The following is a 16,472-nucleotide window of genomic DNA, read 5'->3' on the forward strand; positions in this document are numbered from 1 at the left end:
GGTAAAAGGCCGAAGGACTTGATGATAAAGGTAATCTTCCCAACAGGTGAGGAGAAGGAGTTCGGTCCGGGCACAAGCGTTCTTGAAGCGCTTAAGGTCCATGATAAGGGACTCCTCAAGAAGACCGTCGCCGCGAAGGTAGATGGCTCTTTGAGGGATTTAAAGTCGTCCCTTGGAAGCGCCGACGGCCAGGTGAAGGTCGAACCTGTCGTGCTCGACTCCCCTGAGGGGCTTGAGATACTGCGCCATTCGGCCTCCCACGTGCTTGCCGAGGCGGTAAAGTCCATCTATAAAGACGCGAAGGTCGCCATAGGGCCAGCTATTGAGGACGGCTTCTACTATGATTTTGACGTTGAGAAGCCATTTACCCCGGAAGACCTCGAAAAGATAGAATCGAGGATGAGGGAGATAATAAAGGGAGACCACCCGTTCTCGAGGGAGACTATACGCAAGGAAGAGGCGCTGAAGCTCTTCCTGGATATGGGCGAGAGGTACAAGGAAGAGATAATAGGCGAGCTGGACAGCCCTGAAGTGAGCGTCTACAGGCAGTCTCAGTTCGTTGACCTTTGCAGGGGGCCGCACCTGCCCTCTACCGGGTGGATAAAGGCCTTCAAGCTTACCGCCGCCGCCGGCGCATACTGGAGAGGCGACGAGAAGCAGAAGATGCTCCAGAGGATCTACGGCACCGCCTTCGCCACCAGGGATGACCTCAAGGCCTATCTCGACAGGATCGAGGAGGCGAAGAGAAGGGACCACAGGAAGCTCGGGCGCGAGCTCGACCTTTTTACCACGAGCGAAAACATTGGCTCGGGGCTTGTCCTGTGGCATCCGAACGGCGCTACGGTAAGAATGGTAATAGAGGACTTCTGGAAGGGCGAGCACGTAAAGGGCGACTACTCGATAATCTATACGCCCCACATAGCCATGGTAGACCTCTGGAAGACGAGCGGCCATTGGGACTTCTACAAGGAGAGCCTCTTCTCCCCGATGGACGTCGAAGGGCAGGATTATATCGTAAAGCCCATGAACTGCCCGTTCCACATACAGGTATACAAGACCCAGCTCAGGAGCTACAGGGACCTTCCCATACGCTATGCCGAGCTTGGGACGGTCTACCGCTATGAGCGCTCCGGCGCTCTCCACGGGCTTCTCCGTGTCCGGGGCTTCACTCAGGACGACGCCCATATATTCATGACCCCGGACCAGCTTGAGGACGAGATAAAGGGTGTCCTCAAGTTTACGCTTTTCATATTAAATTCTTTTGGATTCAATGAATTTGATATATACTTAAGCACCAGGCCGGAAAAATACGTAGGTACTCTCGACAACTGGGCAAAGGCCGAGGGCGCATTGAAGGGCGCTCTTGAGGCGCAAGGGATAAAATATTCCATCGACCCGGGCGAGGGGGTGTTCTACGGCCCGAAGATAGACATAAAGATAAAGGACGTGCTGGGTAGAAGCTGGCAGTGCTCGACCATACAGGTCGATTTCAATCTGCCGGAGAGGTTTGACATAACGTACAGGGACGAGTCGGGCGGCGAGAGCAGGCCCATAATGATACACAGGGCGCTCATGGGCTCTCTCGAGCGTTTCTTCGGCTGCCTGGTAGAGCACTACGCCGGCGCCTTCCCGGTCTGGCTCTCTCCTGTGCAGGCGACAGTCCTTACGGTGACCGAACGGAACGACGAGTTCGCCAGGGAAGTATACGCGAGGCTTAGGTCCGAGGGCATAAGGGCCGAGATAGACATACGCAATGAGAAGCTTGGCTTCAAGGTAAGGGAAGCGCAGCTTAAGAAGATACCGTATCAGCTCGTGATAGGCGATAAAGAGACCGAGGCGAGGCAGGTGGCCCCGCGTTTGAGGGGCGGGTCGAATCTGCCGTCCATGACGGTGGACGAGTTCCTAACAGTCATAAAGGCCGAGAACAGGCCTGGCGTCCATACTCTTTGAGGCGTCAAACCGGAGGGGGTGAATTTTTATAGCAAAGGATACGACAAGGATCAACAAGATGATAAGGGTTCCGCAGGTCAGGGTCATCGACGCGGAAGGCAACCAGCTTGGAGTAATGGCGACAAGGGATGCGATTACGGCCGCCGAGGAAGTCGGGATGGACTTGGTCGAGGTGGCAGCGACGGCGAACCCGCCGGTCTGCAGGATCATGGACTACGGCAAGTTCAAATACCAGACGAGCAAGAAGACCAAGGAGGCCAAGAAAAAGCAGACCGTTATAAGCATCAAGGAAGTTAAGCTCCGTGGGAAGACCGGGGAGCATGATTTTCAGTTCAAGCTGCGTAACGTCAAGAGGTTCCTTGGTGACGGCGACAAGGTAAAGATCTCGATCATCTTCAAGGGGCGCGAGATAACCCATACCGAGCTTGGCATGGGGATGCTCAAGAGGGTCGCCGAGGAATTGAAGGACGTTGCCACTATCGAAGCGCCCCCGAAACTCGAGGGCCGCAATATGAGCATGTTGATAGCGCCGGCCCCTCAAAAGGCCGAGAAGACTACAAAGCAGGTAGATACGCCCCAGCAGAAAGATAACTCAGGGGCGCAGCCACAGGAGGAGTAGAAAGCAATGCCCAAGCTTAAGACCAATAGCGGTGCCGCGAAGAGGTTCAAGATAACCGGGTCCGGCAAGGTGAAGAGAAACAAGTCCGGTATGAGGCACCTCCTCACGAGCAAGGCCAAGAAGACAAAGAGGGTGCTCCGCAAATCCGGCCTCATCTCCGCCACACACGAGGACTCTATCAAGAAGTTGCTGCCCTACGGCTAAGGGTAGATATTAGCTTTTACTTGTAAGTATCTGTAATTGTTGCTTTAAGCTTATCTGAAATCAATACGCAAGGAGCAGTTATGCCGAGGGTTAAAAGAGGCGTTAACGCCAAGAAGAAGAAAAAGAAAGTACTAAAAGCCGCCAAGGGGTTCCGTGCCGGCAAAAGCAAGCTTTACCGCATAGCGACCGAGACCGTTGACAGGGCGCTCGTATACGCCTACGCCCACAGAAGGACCAAGAAGAGGGAGATACGGAGCCTCTGGATCGCCAGGATAAACGCGGCAGCCAGGAATAACGACATCACCTACAGCCGCCTCATAAGCGGCCTTCTCAGGGCCAACGTCGCGATCGACAGGAAAAACCTCGCGGACATGGCAGTGCACGACGCGGCCGGGTTCGCCAAGGTCGTCGAAGTAGCGAAGACCAGCCTCGCTGCATGAGCGTAAGGCCTGAAGAGCTCGAGCGGGAGGCGCTGGAGGAGCTTTCCAAGGCTGCTTCCAGGGAAGCTCTCCAGCAGGCCAAGGCCAGGTACCTCGGCAGAAAAGGGGAGGTGGCCACGCTCTTGAAAGGGCTCGGCGCCCTTTCCCCTGACCAGAGAAAAAAGGCCGGCGAGTCGATAAATACCGTTAAGGACAGGCTCGAAGCGGTCTTTGCGAGCGCCCTTTCTGCTTTTGACGAAAGGGAGAGGAATGAGAAGCTCGACAGGGAACGGGTGGACGTAACGCTACCCGGCAGGTCCTTAAGCCCCGGCAGGCTCCATCCGGTCACTCAGGTGATGGACGAGATAGAGGAGATATTCTCGAGCCTGGGCTTCGATATCGCGGAGGGGCCGGAGGTCGAGCTCGACTATTATAACTTCGAGGCCTTAAACCTTCCAAAAGACCATCCTGCAAGGGATATGCAGGATACCTTCTATGTAAGCGACGAGGTGCTTCTGCGCACCCACACCTCCCCGGTCCAGATAAGGGTGATGGAAAAGGAAAAGCCCCCTTTGAGGGTCATCGCCCCTGGAACGGTCTACCGCAGGGACTCAGACATCACACATACCCCGATGTTCCACCAGGTCGAAGGCTTCATGGTGGATAAGGGCGTTACCTTCAGCAACCTTAAGGGCGTGCTTACGCATTTCCTCCACAGCCTTTTCGGCGAGAAGATCGAGATACGCTTCCGCCCGAGCTTTTTCCCTTTTACCGAGCCGAGCGCCGAGGTCGATATCCGCTGCGTCATCTGCGGGGGTTCCGGCTGCAGGGTCTGCAAGGGCAGCGGGTGGCTCGAGATACTCGGGGCGGGCATGATACATCCTCACGTCTTCAGGGCCGTCAAATACGACCCGGAAGAGTACACGGGCTTTGCCTTCGGACTCGGCATAGAGAGGATAGCCATGCTCAAGTTTGGTATCGACGACCTGAGGCTCTTCTTTGAGAACGATCTGAGGTTCCTCAGGCAGTTTTAGCTCCCTTTATAATTTGGCAATTCATTTTAGGACTCTGAAAAATCCCCTTTTAAGGTCAAACAGATGCTTTTCAGTTACAATTGGCTAAAAGAGTATCTCGAAGGCGCGCCCGCTCCAGATGAACTCTCCGACAGGCTTACCATGTCCGGTACCGAGATAGAATCAGTCACAAGGACCGGCGCCGCTTTTACCAACGTCATAACAGCCCAGATAATAAGCTGCGAGAAGCACCCCAACGCGGATAAGCTCTCTTATTGCAAGGTGAGGACAGACAAGGAAGAGCTCGCGATAGTCTGCGGCGCGAAGAACATGAAGGCCGGCGACAAGGTCGCCCTTGCCGTAAACGGGGCCGAGTTGCCGGGCGGGCTCAAGATAAAGAAGTCCAAGATAAGGGGTGTCGAATCCCAGGGCATGATGTGCTCTGAGGTCGAGCTCGGGCTCAAGGATACGTCCAGTGGCTTGATGATCCTCCCTCCTGATACACCGCTCGGCGTGGACTACAGCGCCATCCTCGGCTCGGACTATATGATGGAAGCGGGGATCACCCCGAACAGGGGCGATATCCTCTCGATACGGGGCCTGGCGAGGGAAGCTGCCGCCGTAACGGGCGCCAGGTTTATCGACAAGTCCTTTACGGTGGAAGAGGGCGGCGGTCCTGTAGAGAAGGCCGCTACTGTCTCTGTGGCCCCGGCTTGCCCATGTCGGAGATACTCCGCGCGTGTCATAGAGGGCGTAAAGACAGGCCCGTCGCCGGATGATATCAGGGCAAGGCTTGAGGCCCACGGCATAAGGGCCATAAACAACGTGGTCGATATTACAAACCTCGTGCTCCTTGAGACTGGCCAGCCTTTGCATGCCTTTGACCTCGACAAGCTCAACGGCCATAGAATAAACGTGAGGTTCGCCGCAGAGGGCGAGAGCATCGAGACTATCGACGGCAAGACGAGGTCGCTCGATACATCCATGCTCGTTATCGCCGATTCCGCAGTCCCGGTCGCTATAGCCGGCGTCATGGGTGGCAAGGCAACAGAGGTAAGCGAGGGGACGGTGAGGGTGCTCCTTGAGAGCGCATGGTTCGAGCCCTCGAGCGTGAGGATGACCTCCAGGAAGCTCGGCTTATCGAGCGATTCATCCTACAGGTTCGAAAGGGGGGTCGATATCGATGGCGTGGCAAAGGCCCTTGACATGGCCGCTAACCTTATATTAAAGCTCGCCGGAGGGGCGGCAACAAAGGGTACCATAGATATCCGCGCAGTCAAGGCCGTGCCGGCGGAGATAGATTTCAGGCTTAAAAGGGCAGAGGAGCTTCTTGGCGTATCCATCGGCGAAAAAGCCCTGCTCGAGATATTCGGCAGGCTTGGGATTATAGCCCGCGTAAAATCTCCAGGCGTCATAACCGCCGTACCGCCGTCATACAGGACGGACCTCGTACAGGAGACCGACCTCATGGAGGAGGCGGCAAGGCTCTTCGGCTATAATAACATATCTACGACATTGCCGGTCGCAAGGCTCATACCGGGCAGCCCCGGCAGGCTTTCGGCCATAAGAAGGAAGGTAAAGACGCTGCTCGTGGACTCAGGCCTCACAGAGGTCGTGAACTACAGCTTCGTCTCCAGGGAGGCCTTTGCCATTACCGGGCCGGAGTCAAAGGCAGGCGTGGCCATTCTGAACCCGCTCACAGAGGAGCAGGCAGTGATGAGGGACAGCCTTCTGCCATCGCTCCTGGAAAACCTGAAGTTCAACCTCGCCCGCAAGAGCGAGGAGCTTAAGATATTCGAGTTCGCCCCGGCGTTCATAGCAAACTCAAGGCTGCCTCATGAGAGGTGGAAGGTCGCCGGGCTCCTCTACGGCCACCGCTACGAGCCTGGCTGGAGCTACCCGGCTGAGTCGGTTGATTTCTTCGACGTGAAAGGGCTCATAGAGCGCCTTCTTGAAGGGCTCGGGATACAAAGAGCGGTCTTTGAAAGGACGGAGCACCGGTTGCTGCACCCTGGAAAGGCGGCTGCCCTAAGGCTTGCGAATAAGCCGGCCGGGGTGTTCGGAGAGGTCCATCCGGCCCTCTGGGCCGGTTATGATCTCAGAATGCCTGCCTATCTTTTTGAGCTTGATATCGATACGATGATGGCCTCTTTCGGCGCGGCGAGAAAGTACTCCCCACTGCCTAAATTCCCTGAATCGGCGAGGGATATAGCCTTCATAGTGAATGAAGAGACACCCTTCAGGGAGATCTCAGACTCGATAAAAAGGATTGACGTAAAACTTATTGAAAAGGTTGAATTGTTTGATGTATACTATGGCGGGAACATACCTTCCGGCAGTAGAAGCCTCGCCGTACGCGTGACCTACAGGTCGCGTGAGAGGACGCTTACAGGGCAGGAAGTCGAAGATATCCATACCAGGGTAGTGAAAGAGCTAACCGAGCGGTTCAAGGCAGAAGTCAGAGGTTGAGGCGCGTAATATTTTACCCCGCTTTAAGAGGAGGACTACTATGACCAAGGCGGATATCGTAGAGATTGTCTTTGAGAAGGTAGGTTTTTCAAAAAAGGATGTTTCTGCAGTCATCGAGGAGATATTCGAGACCGTAAAGACGACCCTTGAGTCTGGTGAAAAGGTCAAGATCTCCGGCTTCGGCAACTTCACCATAAGGCAGAAGAGGGCCAGGAGGGGAAGGAACCCCCAGACAGGGAGCGAAATCACCATAGACCAGCGCCGTGTGATGACCTTCAAGGCCAGCCAGCTCCTAAAGAAGGCCATAAACCAGCAGGCGCAGGCCCAGACGCCAACAGCGGTCTGATCCTGGTCCGCAGGTCCAATACTTCAAAAAACGCCTGAAGGCCACGGATGACGACGCAGATACCCGACAAGCTCTATTTCAAGATAGGCGAAGCGGCCGCCCTTACAAAGGTGAAGCCGTACGTTTTGAGGTACTGGGAGAGCGAGTTCAGGATAATAAGCCCCAAGAAGTCGCTCACCAAGCAGAGGGTCTACAGCAAGCGGGATATAGAGCTTATACTTGAGATAAAACGCCTGCTCTACAAGGAAGGTTTCACGCTTGACGGGGCGAAAAAGCGCGTCAAGGAGATACAGGCCGAGCGGACCAGGCAGCTCGATTTCGGCTTTACAGAAAAGAAGTTCCAGACGGCCCTGAAGGCCTTGAAAAAAGAGCTTACGTCCATAAGGAAGATGCTGGCTTGAAAAGTTTGTCTTCTGGAAGGTTTTTTCTGGAAAAGCCTTTAACGGCGTGCTAATATTATTTGTCTCAGGGGGCCGGACGGGCCCCTTTTAAATTGTAATCGATTCCGGGGCGTAGCGCAGCCTGGTAGCGCACTAGCATGGGGTGCTAGTGGTCGGAGGTTCGAATCCTCTCGCCCCGACCAGTTAAATCAAGGGGTTACGGAGTTTCCGTAGCCCCTTTTTTTATGAAAAAGGCAATTGGTATACAGTTTGGTCTACAGTTTGACAAAATATAAAAAGCCGCCCCCCTTTCGGGTAAGCGGCTGAAGGGAAGGGCCCTCCGGGTAACTCATGGGCGGTGAGCCCGGAAGGGCGCGTGGAGGGTGTGGGGGAGGGTGTTCGTGCTCGGAGGCTATGGCTTCGGCGGTTTTCTCTGGGTTCAAGTGGAAATTTTTTCCACTTGATTTTCTGTCACCCCCCTGTGCCTTCTTCGTCCTGTCGTACTTCTTCCCGATGTAGTAGGCGAAGGACTTGTGCTCACTTTGAGCAGAAGTGTCGGCGGTAGCAGACTGGACATTTTGTCCACTCTGCACATACGGCGGTTTTCAAGTCCTCAAATTGAGGACTTGATTTCCTGGCGGTAAGCGGCCTTCGCCCGGTGAGCGTCGGTAGAGCGTTCGTTCTTATGTGGCTCAATTAATTGAGTAACAGAAGTCTTCTTTTCACCTCGTGGTTTTCCGGAAGCTTGAGACTTCCTCTCCTGGGCCTCTGCCTTTATGGGTGCGTAGCCTAAGACCTTCTGAGGTGGAGCTTTTCCTTCCACTCCCCTATCATCCCTTCGAATTTTTGCTCAGGCACGGCGGCGAGCTTCTGGCATTTTGAAGAGAAATTCTTTGTAGTGTCCAAATCTTTAAGGGTAACGGAAAACGGTACTTTCGAAATGACCGTTTTTTTTGAAGGCCGTCCGCTCTGCACACCTTGTGCTATGGTGCCGGCGGTTTTTGGTTGGTGGCATTTTGCCGAAAAACCGGTGTCTGGCCCGGTACCGGTTATAAGGGTGCCCTCCCGGCGGTTTCGCGTCTGGCTGGCGCTGCCGGGACCAAGAGGGCCCTCTCCCGGCCCTAAGCAATAATCCGTATCGTCCACCACCTCGAAGCGGTAGGGGTGTCGTCGTGATCCCTCATATGGCGCTCGCCCCAGGGTGAAAACTCCTCGCCGCTTGCCATGCCGGGCCTCAAGTTTTGCCGCTGTCTCCCCCTCTTCCTCTGCCAAGACTGCCTTTAGCTCCGCGTCTTCCCTCATTTGCCTTTCCTCCTCGTTTTGGTTTGTATGCTCTCGCTCTTCACGAAAGCGCTGCTCTTGGTTTACGGGCTGGCCTTCATAGCCCCAGACTCCGGCCAGCCTTTACAAGGCTGTGTAGGACGCGATAGACCGCCTCCTCTAGCAGCCTCAGTGTAGCCATCCCCGCACCTCTCTCTCCGTCACGCTCGGCAATTGCCCGCCATCCCACCACCAAAAGCGCGGGTGACAGCCGAAGGGGATCCGCTCAAGCTCCCCCTGGACGTCGAGCGTAGGCAGGGGCATGGGCCTTATCCTGCCAGTCCTCAGTAAAGGCTCGGCGAGGTGCTCCGGCAGCGTTACCACCTCGCCAGGCTCAAGCTCCCGGATGCCGGACGTTGTACGGACCTTGAGGACGCTAACCACCATGTAGCTATTCATTCGAGCACCTCCAGAATATCATCCGCGTCTTTAGTGCTGGTCCTCGATGGTCCGCGGTCCGGCGTATTGTCCTCTCCATTGTTTTTACATATAGACTCATCTTCCTTTTTAGTAATTTCACCTACACGTACAATAGCAGGGACCGCGGACCACTGCGGACCACCTAAGCCAATGCCGGAATAAAGGCGGGTTCTGCTCCCCCTCGTCCGGGGCCTCTCGGTCTTCAACTCCGGCAATGCCGCCCGCAAGTCACGGCCAAATGTCTGCAAAGTGCCGGGGTGCTCCCGCCCCTGTGTCTCACACCATGTCCGCCAAGCCTGGTAAAGGTCAGAACAGGCCACCTCGGCCCCCGGTGCAAAATGACACTCATCACGAATGAAGGCGCTTATAGGACTCCCCAGGTCCTCAAGCTCGTCAATGGCCTCCCTCGCGCTCGACGGCTGTATAAAGCGGCCCCTCTCCTTGAGCCTGTAGAGGCCCTCGACCGCCCAATTAAGAATTGCTGGCAGCTCTTCCGCAAGTCTGGCGTCGAGGCTGTGGTCCTCGCGGCCCAGGAAGCTCTCATTCATTTTCAGGACGATGAACCGTGAAGCCAGCGCCCCGGAGCTGTCGGACAGGCATGGCAGTTCGTTCGTGAGAACCATGAACCGGGTGTTCAGCTTTCCGGTCCAATCTTCCATGTGTTTTCGGGGTATGCTTAAGGTGTCCTCGCCGCTGATTGATAAAAGTCGTTCCGTGGTCATCTCCTGGTTAGCCCTGGAGCCTAAACGGGCATCAGATATGACGCCCAGGGGTTTCCCGATTAGCGGTTGAAGTCCAAAGAGTGTTTGTAGTGAGGATAATGTGGGTCCCGCGATATTATGATTGCCCAGGAGCTTTACGAGGAGCCTATATATTGTCCCCTTTCCCGACCTCGGAGGACCTACCAACATAAAAATCTTCTGGAAGGAAGTATCCGAAGTAAGGAGGAGTCCAATTATCTCCTGTAGTGTCAGGCCGGACTCCGGATCATCGGGCCAGATTGAATTGAGGAAGGCCAACAAGCTCTTGGGACCCGATGCATCCGGGGTGTGCGCTATCGGAATTTGAATATTAAAGTAATGCTCGCGGTTGTGAGGTTCGAGGACGACGCCGCTCTCCCGCAGTCGCAGCGCACCATTTGCAAGATTGATAATGTTTGTGTCGGCGTTCCATTCGTGGCGCGGACGGAAGATTTCAGTTTTCAGAATATCAAGTACACCATTGACGCGGTTCTGGGTAACATCTGCTATCGTCTCGACGACCTCATGCACCTTACCCTTTACCTCGCGATTAGGGGCCTCCTGCCATACGCCATCGAGATTCCATACCCAGATATCTCCATCAGCGCACAAGACATTCTCCGGTCCGTAATTCTCCACGACCTTTCTGGCGAGTACCAGGTGGTCAGGCTCCTCCTCTGCAAAGGCTGCCGCCGCTTCTGCCTTTATCGCGCTCAAGGGCAGCCCGGTCATTTTTTTAATTGTCCTGTAGACGCGCTGCCGCGCAACGGGGCCCAGGATTTTCGTGGCTGCCTGGACGATTGAGGCGATATTCTCGGAAGTCGAGTCAGGGGTCAGGGCTTCGGCCATGATGGAAGGCTCGTCCGTGAGGCTGGCCTCTCGTTTCTCCTTCATATACTCATCGAGCCAAGCGTTATCCGGCATTGTGATATTCCTCCTCGAAAAGTGCCCGCCTTGCCGTGTCATCTCGGGTGCAAAAAACAGTTTCATAGGTGTATTCAATTTCGGGCATCGCATGAATAAGAGGCGCGAATACCTTAAGCTCATCCTCCGCGAAGCCCTGGGCCTCTTTCTGTCGGTAGAGCCACAAGAGCGCGGCCATTGAATCTACCTTGTGCTTCTCCCATGCACGATAAGTCTTCTCGCGTTCTCCCCGCTCCTGCCGGGCCTGTACTGCCGCCCTGGTATCTGCCGGGGTTCTGTGAGTACTTATCCCGGCCCTGTCTGCCAGCATCTTAATTGCGCCGCGTGTATCGAGGCCGTGAAACTTTTTCACGAAATCCAGCACGTCGCCACCTTCACCGCAAGCCCAACACCTCCACTTTTCGCCCCTGATAGTAAAGGACGGACTCCGGTCATCGTGGAAAGGGCATCGCCTCTTGCCGCGCTCAAGGTGTATCCCGGCGTCGCTCAGGACGGCCTCAAGAGGCAAGGCGGCCTTGATATGGGCTATAAGGGAGCCGCCGTTCATTACTTCGCGCCCCTGGCCGCTGCCTTTTCCCTAAGCCATCCCTCAATCTCTGAGGCCAGCCAACCACAAGCCTGCCCTCCCAGGCGTATCCTCCTTGGGAATTTTCCGGCCCTCTCCCAACGGAATATAGAGGGGTCTGAGACTTGAAGCATCCTCAATAATTCGGGCTTCCTTATAATTCGCTCGTCTGTCTTTTCAACCTGCATTTTCCCGCCTCCTTGTTTGTTGTTGATTATGAGCACATATAGAGCAAGCCCCGTGCCAAACGCAAAAAGGCCGCCACGGATTGCCAGTAACGGCCTGTATTCATTGAGCTTTAGGTCATGAAAGCGGCGCTCGCCTCCATTATCTTGAAAGACACGAAATCCCATATATGGGATTTCAGCGAAATAAAATCCCATATATGGGATTTAGGAACAGTTGTGCGAGGAGAGCTTGAGTACGCATTTGACGCATTATGCTCCGTAGCGTCCCGTACCTCGCCGGGGCCCGGGATCGGCAACTGGCCCGCGGTGGCACGCGATCCACCCCATTGTCTACTGCACTGGCTTTATATATAGGTATTTGCCCTATATTTTCCTTTTTTATATGTGTTTGAGCTGGAGAAACAATGACAGGGAACGCGTTCCATCGCGTTCCACCGCGTACCGGTCCTCGATGGTCCGCGGTCCGGCGTATTGTCCTCTCCATTGATTTTACATATAGACTCATCTTCCTTTTTAGTAATTTCACCTACACGTACAATGGCAGGGACCGCGGACCACTGCGGACCACCTAAGCCAATGCCTGAATAAAAGCGGGTACGGCCCCTACCACACCTTCCTGCCCCAAAACGCTCCAAAACTCCCCAACGCTCCACAATCGCCTACAAGCCACAGAACCCTGAACCCTTATGAAGGGCATGGGCCAGTCTTCTCCCGCGCTCCAGCGCCCCTCCTGTGAAGCCACACCGCCAAATAACTGGTAAGTTTCTTACCACCAATTGCAGGAAGGGAGCCTCATGGTACCCGACTTCCTGACTACGTTGTGTCGAATCGGATACCGTTTTGCGTAAATCACCTTGTCAAAGATCCACAGGAATACCCCTCCAATACCCTACTCGATACCCCCGTGATCCACCCAAATCACCGTCCCTAAAGCACCAGGCTCCACCCTCTCCAAGTCAGGCTCGGCTCTCTCTCCAAGACTCCCCAAGAGGCTTGCCGTGAACCAGTTTCGACAAGGGGTGCCGGGGAGGGAAAAGTCCAGCAGAATCAAAATGTTAGGGATGGGGAGAAATAAATTGTGGGGGGTACTTTAACGACAGATACCCCCGCCCATAACAACATGAAACCCATAGGGGGTACGGCATAGATTAGTAGTAATAATCCACCTATACAGGAGCGCAACGCCAGTTGACAGGGTCTTGGCAGCCGGTGATTGAACGCATAACCAGTAACAATATCAGTAACAATTGTTACCGATTATGATGCGTGCCACGAACGGCATAATCGCTTGAAAATTGAATACTTAAGCGACAACCTTCAGCCCGTATCCCTTGCCTATTCGATAACCGGTAACGATTGTTACCGGTTAGGCAAGCCGGACGCATGAAAGGAAAACACCATGTTAGAGATTAAAACCTTGCAGGACGTTGAAAAGCTGATGAAGGACGTAAACAAAGCCTTATCGCTTATTGAAAGCACGTACGGCAAGCAAGGACCAGTTTGCTATGCCATATCGCAATTCCTCAAGAGTGACAACGGCAAGGCAGAGTTAGGGGAAACGTCTGCTAAGGCATGGTTAACAGAGCGTCTCAAGGGTGTTAGCGTGAACGCCTTTTACAATGCTGTTAGACGGTATGAAGAATCCTTACTAACACCGGAGGAAAAGGAAACGAAAAAGGCAACGGCACAAGCGGAACGTGCCAAGAAAAAGGCAGAGCAAAAGGCTAAAGAGGATAGCATACCCGCCGATTTTTCGGCAATAGAGTTAGGGCTAAGGTCTGCTGTTAAAGGTTGGTCTATAGACCAGTTACAGACGGTTCAAGCTATTGTTGCGGCGGAATTAACCCGCAAGGAAAAAGCCATGACCGCCGAAGCGGCAAAACAGGCAAGTAAGGCTAAAGCCGTTCCTACAGGCAAAACACGGGTAACTGCGGCAAACGGTTCCGCATCGCCGATAGCACAAGCGGCAAACCAGTAACACGGCTGGACAGGGAAACGTGGTGTTTCCCTGTCCTTTAACCGTTCCCTAATAACAGGAGCTAAGACTATGCGAAAAAGCATAATCTATTTTCTCGCCGGAGTACATGGAGCTATGGCCGTTGTAGTCGTGTACATAATGGCTACAATCTAAGCCGTATCCCGATAAGACACGTTCAAGGCCGGAGAAGTTTGTCCATATTCTCCGGCTTTTTTTGCAGACTTCTCCATGCGCTCGCGCTCATGACGCATACCTGTACCTGGGCAGTTGCACCCGTCTATCCGTCTAATAATCCCGCAAATTCAAAGCCCTGGAAGTCCGGTTAATCCGGGATTCCGAAAAACCTGGGATTGGTTTGCCCGAATCCGGCGAGTCCCTGTTTTAAAAGTTAAACCGTTTAACTTTTAGTTCTGAAAGTCCCTGAAAACGAAACTTCCCGAATCCCGAAAAGCCCTGGAAGTCCCCTGACTATTCTGAAACTGCGTTTTAAGCCTTGAAGATTATTAAGCAAAACGCCTGTTGAGAAACACGCGATAGCCCTTTAAACGGAGTCCTGGCCGTTTGGAGGATGCCCAGATAAGGAAGGTCTGCATAGCCCTGCCCAGGCGCCTGTCGGGAGACACGCGGAAGGAAGCGGACCCCTTGTCAATGAATGAGCAATCCTGGAATCTGAAAGCCGGTTAAATCCGGCTTGAAGGAGTCTTGGAAAGCTCCCCTGGTCTATCGGGGATGAGGATAGAGGAACCACGTATAGGCTCTGCTCGGAGTAACGTCCGAAGGCAACCAGTGGTCACGGCATGGAGGATGTCGCGAGAGTCGCGCTCCCAAGCTGCTCCCTGGAAGTAAGGGAAAGCGGTCCGGTGTAATTCCCGGTCCCGTTGAGTACCTGAGGTAAAGGATAGCGGTCTGTTCCCTGTAAAGGGATTCGGTGAAGAACCGAGGGCGCGGGTGGGTGAATCGACGGCACGCCTTGCTGAACCTTGACTGATGTTTCGACGGGCCAAAAGCGAGAAGGTCCGCCTGGTCTTGGGGAAGCGTAGGACTGAAAATCCTGGGTTGAAGTCTGATTCAGGTCGATTCGTAAAGGACGAAAGTATACCCCTCATTCCTCCGGTCAGGTCTTACCTTAAAGGGCCAGGCAAGCACGCGCCTACACTAAAAGAGCTGAGCGAAAGCTCAGAAGCGTGCATACAACTGAATAGGAGTCCATGTGAGGGGTCATAACTGGCCCCTCTTTACTTCCCGAAGGAAGGTCGATGGGAAAGAAGGCAGTAGAGAAAGCGATAGGCGAGCTGCTCGCGGAGATTTACCACAGGCTCAACGGCAAAGACCGGACAAAGGAGTTTGTGGGCGATCCCGCGATTAGGGCGCGACTGAATGGACAGTGGAGCATTTTGCATACGCTCTGCACGGTCCTGAAGCTGGACATGGTAAGTGTCCGAGCCAGCATGAGCGAGAAGCTTAAAGAGCTGGCGGCGTAAGGGCTTTTCAGCCCGAATCACGAAAGGGGAAGTGGGAGGAATCCTGCTTCCCCTTTTCTATTTGGACTGAAAAATGAAAGGAGGAGTCATGAAGCTGAAAATCAAGCCGGAAGATTATCGAATCTTGAAAGCGGCGGTAGAGAAGGTCGCGAGAGAAAACCCCGGTATGCGCCGGGAGTACCGGGAGAACGGACTGAGCGAGATGCGATATCGGTGGGACCTGCTCTGGAAAGCAGGGCTGCGAATCGGATGCAGTATAGGCACCCCTGGAGATCTGAATTTGTACGATTACATGAACGACGAGCACATAGACTCGGCGCTGCGTCATATCGTCGGAGCCGGAAAGGAGGAGTCATGAGAATCCTGAAAGAGGTCGTGGGAGGTATAGCGCTTTTAATCCTGCTCGTCGCCGGAGTATTCCTGGCGATGCTTGTAGGGCAAGCCTGAAAGGAGGCCGTCATGTCCTACCGTACCTACTGCGTTTTGAGGGAGCTTCGCGAAAGATTCTTCGCGGGAGATATCGACCAGGAAACCCTTGTGAAAGAGGTCGAGTCCGTCATGCGGATGAAGCAGCTGTTCCTGGACTTTGAGAAAGGAGGTGAGGCGCGTGGTGAAGGTGATCACAAACAGAGGAACCTTTGACTTTGTGAAAGGCTCGATGGTCGAGCATTTCGTCAGAACGGGCTATGTGGTGGCCCTGGCCTAAAAGTTAAACCGCTTAACTTTTAGTTCTGGAACCTTGAGTACCTAACCCGCAGGTATTCGGGGTTTTTTATTGTCTGCGGGGCGAAAGGGAGAAGTTATGGAGATACGGCTGAAGCTGATTGAGGCGGCGAAGAAACGCCCGGAGTTCAAGGTAGGCCAGCTGGTAAAACTGGCTATCAGGAAGCACAAGAGCACGAAGAAGGAGAAAAACCATGCGAATCATAACTGACGCGGAGTGGCAGAAGGAGTGCAAGAGGAGGCTCGATAAAGCCCTGGACGAGCCTGTGCTGGCAAGGAAGGCGCTCGAAGCCCTGGACCGGGACCCGAAGCTTAAGAGGGAGATACCGAGGCCCCTGTACTTCCGGGTCTTAACAAGCGCAATCGTCTAAAGGAGGTCTATCCATGAGTAAGCCAAGGGAATACGAAAACAAACTCCTCGGCGCAATAGAGGAGATGCAAAGCGCGAGTAGCTCCCTGCACTCACCCCCGGAGCCCATCGAGGACCCCGGCCCCAATGCCCTGCCTTTTCTTGACGAGCAGGACAAGCACGTAAAACACGCGAAGAAACACCTTCTGGCGGCTAAAGACCTGCTAAGGGAATACACGGCCACCATAAACTCAATCCGCGACTTCCTGCTGGCGCTCGAAGTGGAGGCCGTAGAAAAAGGTCAGGCTTCGATATCCAGGGAAAAGATTCACGAGATAAGACAGGCTCTTTGGAAAAACCCAGATGTCTAACCGGAAAGGAGGT

The 16,472-nt window shown here is 54.2% G+C and carries 19 protein-coding genes and 1 tRNA gene; 14 read left to right on the plus strand and 6 right to left on the minus strand.

Translation table 11 applies throughout. The annotated features are described in order from the left end of the window. The first annotated feature begins 21 nt into the window (after positions 1-21). The 9 genes from A2V21_312620 (at position 22) to A2V21_312660 (ending at position 7,603) form a co-directional block, all read left to right on the plus strand. Positions 22-1,950 (plus strand): threonine--tRNA ligase, encoded by a 1,929-nt coding sequence (locus A2V21_312620; protein ID OIJ72683.1) that lies wholly within the window; start codon positions 22-24, stop codon positions 1,948-1,950. A gap of 58 nt (positions 1,951-2,008) precedes the next feature. Further along, positions 2,009-2,569, plus strand: coding sequence for a translation initiation factor IF-3 (locus A2V21_312625; protein ID OIJ72684.1), 561 nt, complete (start codon positions 2,009-2,011; stop codon positions 2,567-2,569). A gap of 6 nt (positions 2,570-2,575) precedes the next feature. Further along, positions 2,576-2,773: a 50S ribosomal protein L35 gene (locus tag A2V21_312630; protein ID OIJ72685.1), complete on the plus strand. Its 198-nt coding sequence runs from the start codon at positions 2,576-2,578 to the stop codon at positions 2,771-2,773. 80 nt (positions 2,774-2,853) lie between these two features. Then, on the plus strand, positions 2,854-3,213 hold the full coding sequence (locus A2V21_312635; protein ID OIJ72686.1) for a 50S ribosomal protein L20: 360 nt from the start codon (positions 2,854-2,856) through the stop codon (positions 3,211-3,213). Further along, a complete protein-coding gene (locus A2V21_312640; protein ID OIJ72687.1) occupies positions 3,210-4,226 on the plus strand; it encodes a phenylalanine--tRNA ligase subunit alpha in 1,017 nt (338 codons plus the stop codon). Before A2V21_312635 ends, A2V21_312640 begins: the two co-directional genes overlap by 4 nt. Positions 4,227-4,289: 63 nt before the next feature. Next, positions 4,290-6,674: a phenylalanine--tRNA ligase subunit beta gene (locus A2V21_312645; protein OIJ72688.1), complete on the plus strand. Its 2,385-nt coding sequence runs from the start codon at positions 4,290-4,292 to the stop codon at positions 6,672-6,674. 40 nt (positions 6,675-6,714) lie between these two features. Then, positions 6,715-7,020, plus strand: a complete 306-nt coding sequence (locus tag A2V21_312650; protein ID OIJ72689.1) for an integration host factor subunit alpha — start codon at positions 6,715-6,717, stop codon at positions 7,018-7,020. A gap of 47 nt (positions 7,021-7,067) precedes the next feature. Then, positions 7,068-7,421: a hypothetical protein gene (locus A2V21_312655; protein ID OIJ72690.1), complete on the plus strand. Its 354-nt coding sequence runs from the start codon at positions 7,068-7,070 to the stop codon at positions 7,419-7,421. 105 nt (positions 7,422-7,526) lie between these two features. After that, positions 7,527-7,603 (plus strand) — tRNA-Pro (locus tag A2V21_312660). 72 nt (positions 7,604-7,675) lie between these two features. On the opposite strand, the gene A2V21_312665 is transcribed toward A2V21_312660, so the two are convergent. From A2V21_312665 to A2V21_312690, 6 genes are all read right to left on the minus strand, one after another. Further along, a complete protein-coding gene (locus tag A2V21_312665) occupies positions 7,676-7,993 on the minus strand; it encodes a hypothetical protein (GenBank protein OIJ72691.1) in 318 nt (105 codons plus the stop codon). A 196-nt stretch (positions 7,994-8,189) separates the two neighbouring features. Continuing rightward, entirely contained in the window at positions 8,190-8,702 is a 513-nt protein-coding gene (locus A2V21_312670) for a hypothetical protein (GenBank protein OIJ72692.1), read from the minus strand. Positions 8,703-8,849: 147 nt separating this feature from the next. Beyond that, positions 8,850-9,119 carry a hypothetical protein gene (locus A2V21_312675; protein OIJ72693.1) on the minus strand — a complete coding sequence of 90 codons (270 nt, stop codon included), beginning with the start codon at positions 9,117-9,119 and terminating at the stop codon, positions 8,850-8,852. Next, complete coding sequence (locus tag A2V21_312680; GenBank protein ID OIJ72694.1) at positions 9,116-10,804, minus strand: hypothetical protein; 1,689 nt, start codon at positions 10,802-10,804, stop codon at positions 9,116-9,118. Before A2V21_312680 ends, A2V21_312675 begins: the two co-directional genes overlap by 4 nt. Beyond that, complete coding sequence (locus A2V21_312685) at positions 10,794-11,351, minus strand: hypothetical protein (GenBank protein OIJ72695.1); 558 nt, start codon at positions 11,349-11,351, stop codon at positions 10,794-10,796. The genes A2V21_312680 and A2V21_312685 overlap by 11 nt, the downstream gene beginning before the upstream one ends. After that, a complete protein-coding gene (locus A2V21_312690) occupies positions 11,351-11,557 on the minus strand; it encodes a hypothetical protein (protein OIJ72773.1) in 207 nt (68 codons plus the stop codon). Before A2V21_312690 ends, A2V21_312685 begins: the two co-directional genes overlap by 1 nt. Positions 11,558-12,956: 1,399 nt before the next feature. Between A2V21_312690 and A2V21_312695 the strand changes: the two genes are divergently transcribed. From A2V21_312695 to A2V21_312715, 5 genes are all read left to right on the plus strand, one after another. After that, a complete protein-coding gene (locus A2V21_312695) occupies positions 12,957-13,535 on the plus strand; it encodes a hypothetical protein (protein OIJ72696.1) in 579 nt (192 codons plus the stop codon). 1,256 nt (positions 13,536-14,791) lie between these two features. Continuing rightward, positions 14,792-15,016, plus strand: coding sequence for a hypothetical protein (locus A2V21_312700; GenBank protein ID OIJ72697.1), 225 nt, complete (start codon positions 14,792-14,794; stop codon positions 15,014-15,016). 88 nt (positions 15,017-15,104) lie between these two features. Then, positions 15,105-15,374: a hypothetical protein gene (locus A2V21_312705; GenBank protein ID OIJ72698.1), complete on the plus strand. Its 270-nt coding sequence runs from the start codon at positions 15,105-15,107 to the stop codon at positions 15,372-15,374. A gap of 101 nt (positions 15,375-15,475) precedes the next feature. Then, positions 15,476-15,658 (plus strand): hypothetical protein, encoded by a 183-nt coding sequence (locus A2V21_312710; GenBank protein ID OIJ72699.1) that lies wholly within the window; start codon positions 15,476-15,478, stop codon positions 15,656-15,658. A 465-nt stretch (positions 15,659-16,123) separates the two neighbouring features. Beyond that, positions 16,124-16,459 (plus strand): hypothetical protein, encoded by a 336-nt coding sequence (locus A2V21_312715; protein OIJ72700.1) that lies wholly within the window; start codon positions 16,124-16,126, stop codon positions 16,457-16,459. Positions 16,460-16,472 lie beyond the last annotated feature (13 nt).

It is taken from the genome of Deltaproteobacteria bacterium GWC2_55_46, assembly GCA_001595385.3.
Taxonomy (GTDB): Bacteria; Desulfobacterota; GWC2-55-46; order GWC2-55-46; family GWC2-55-46; genus UBA5799.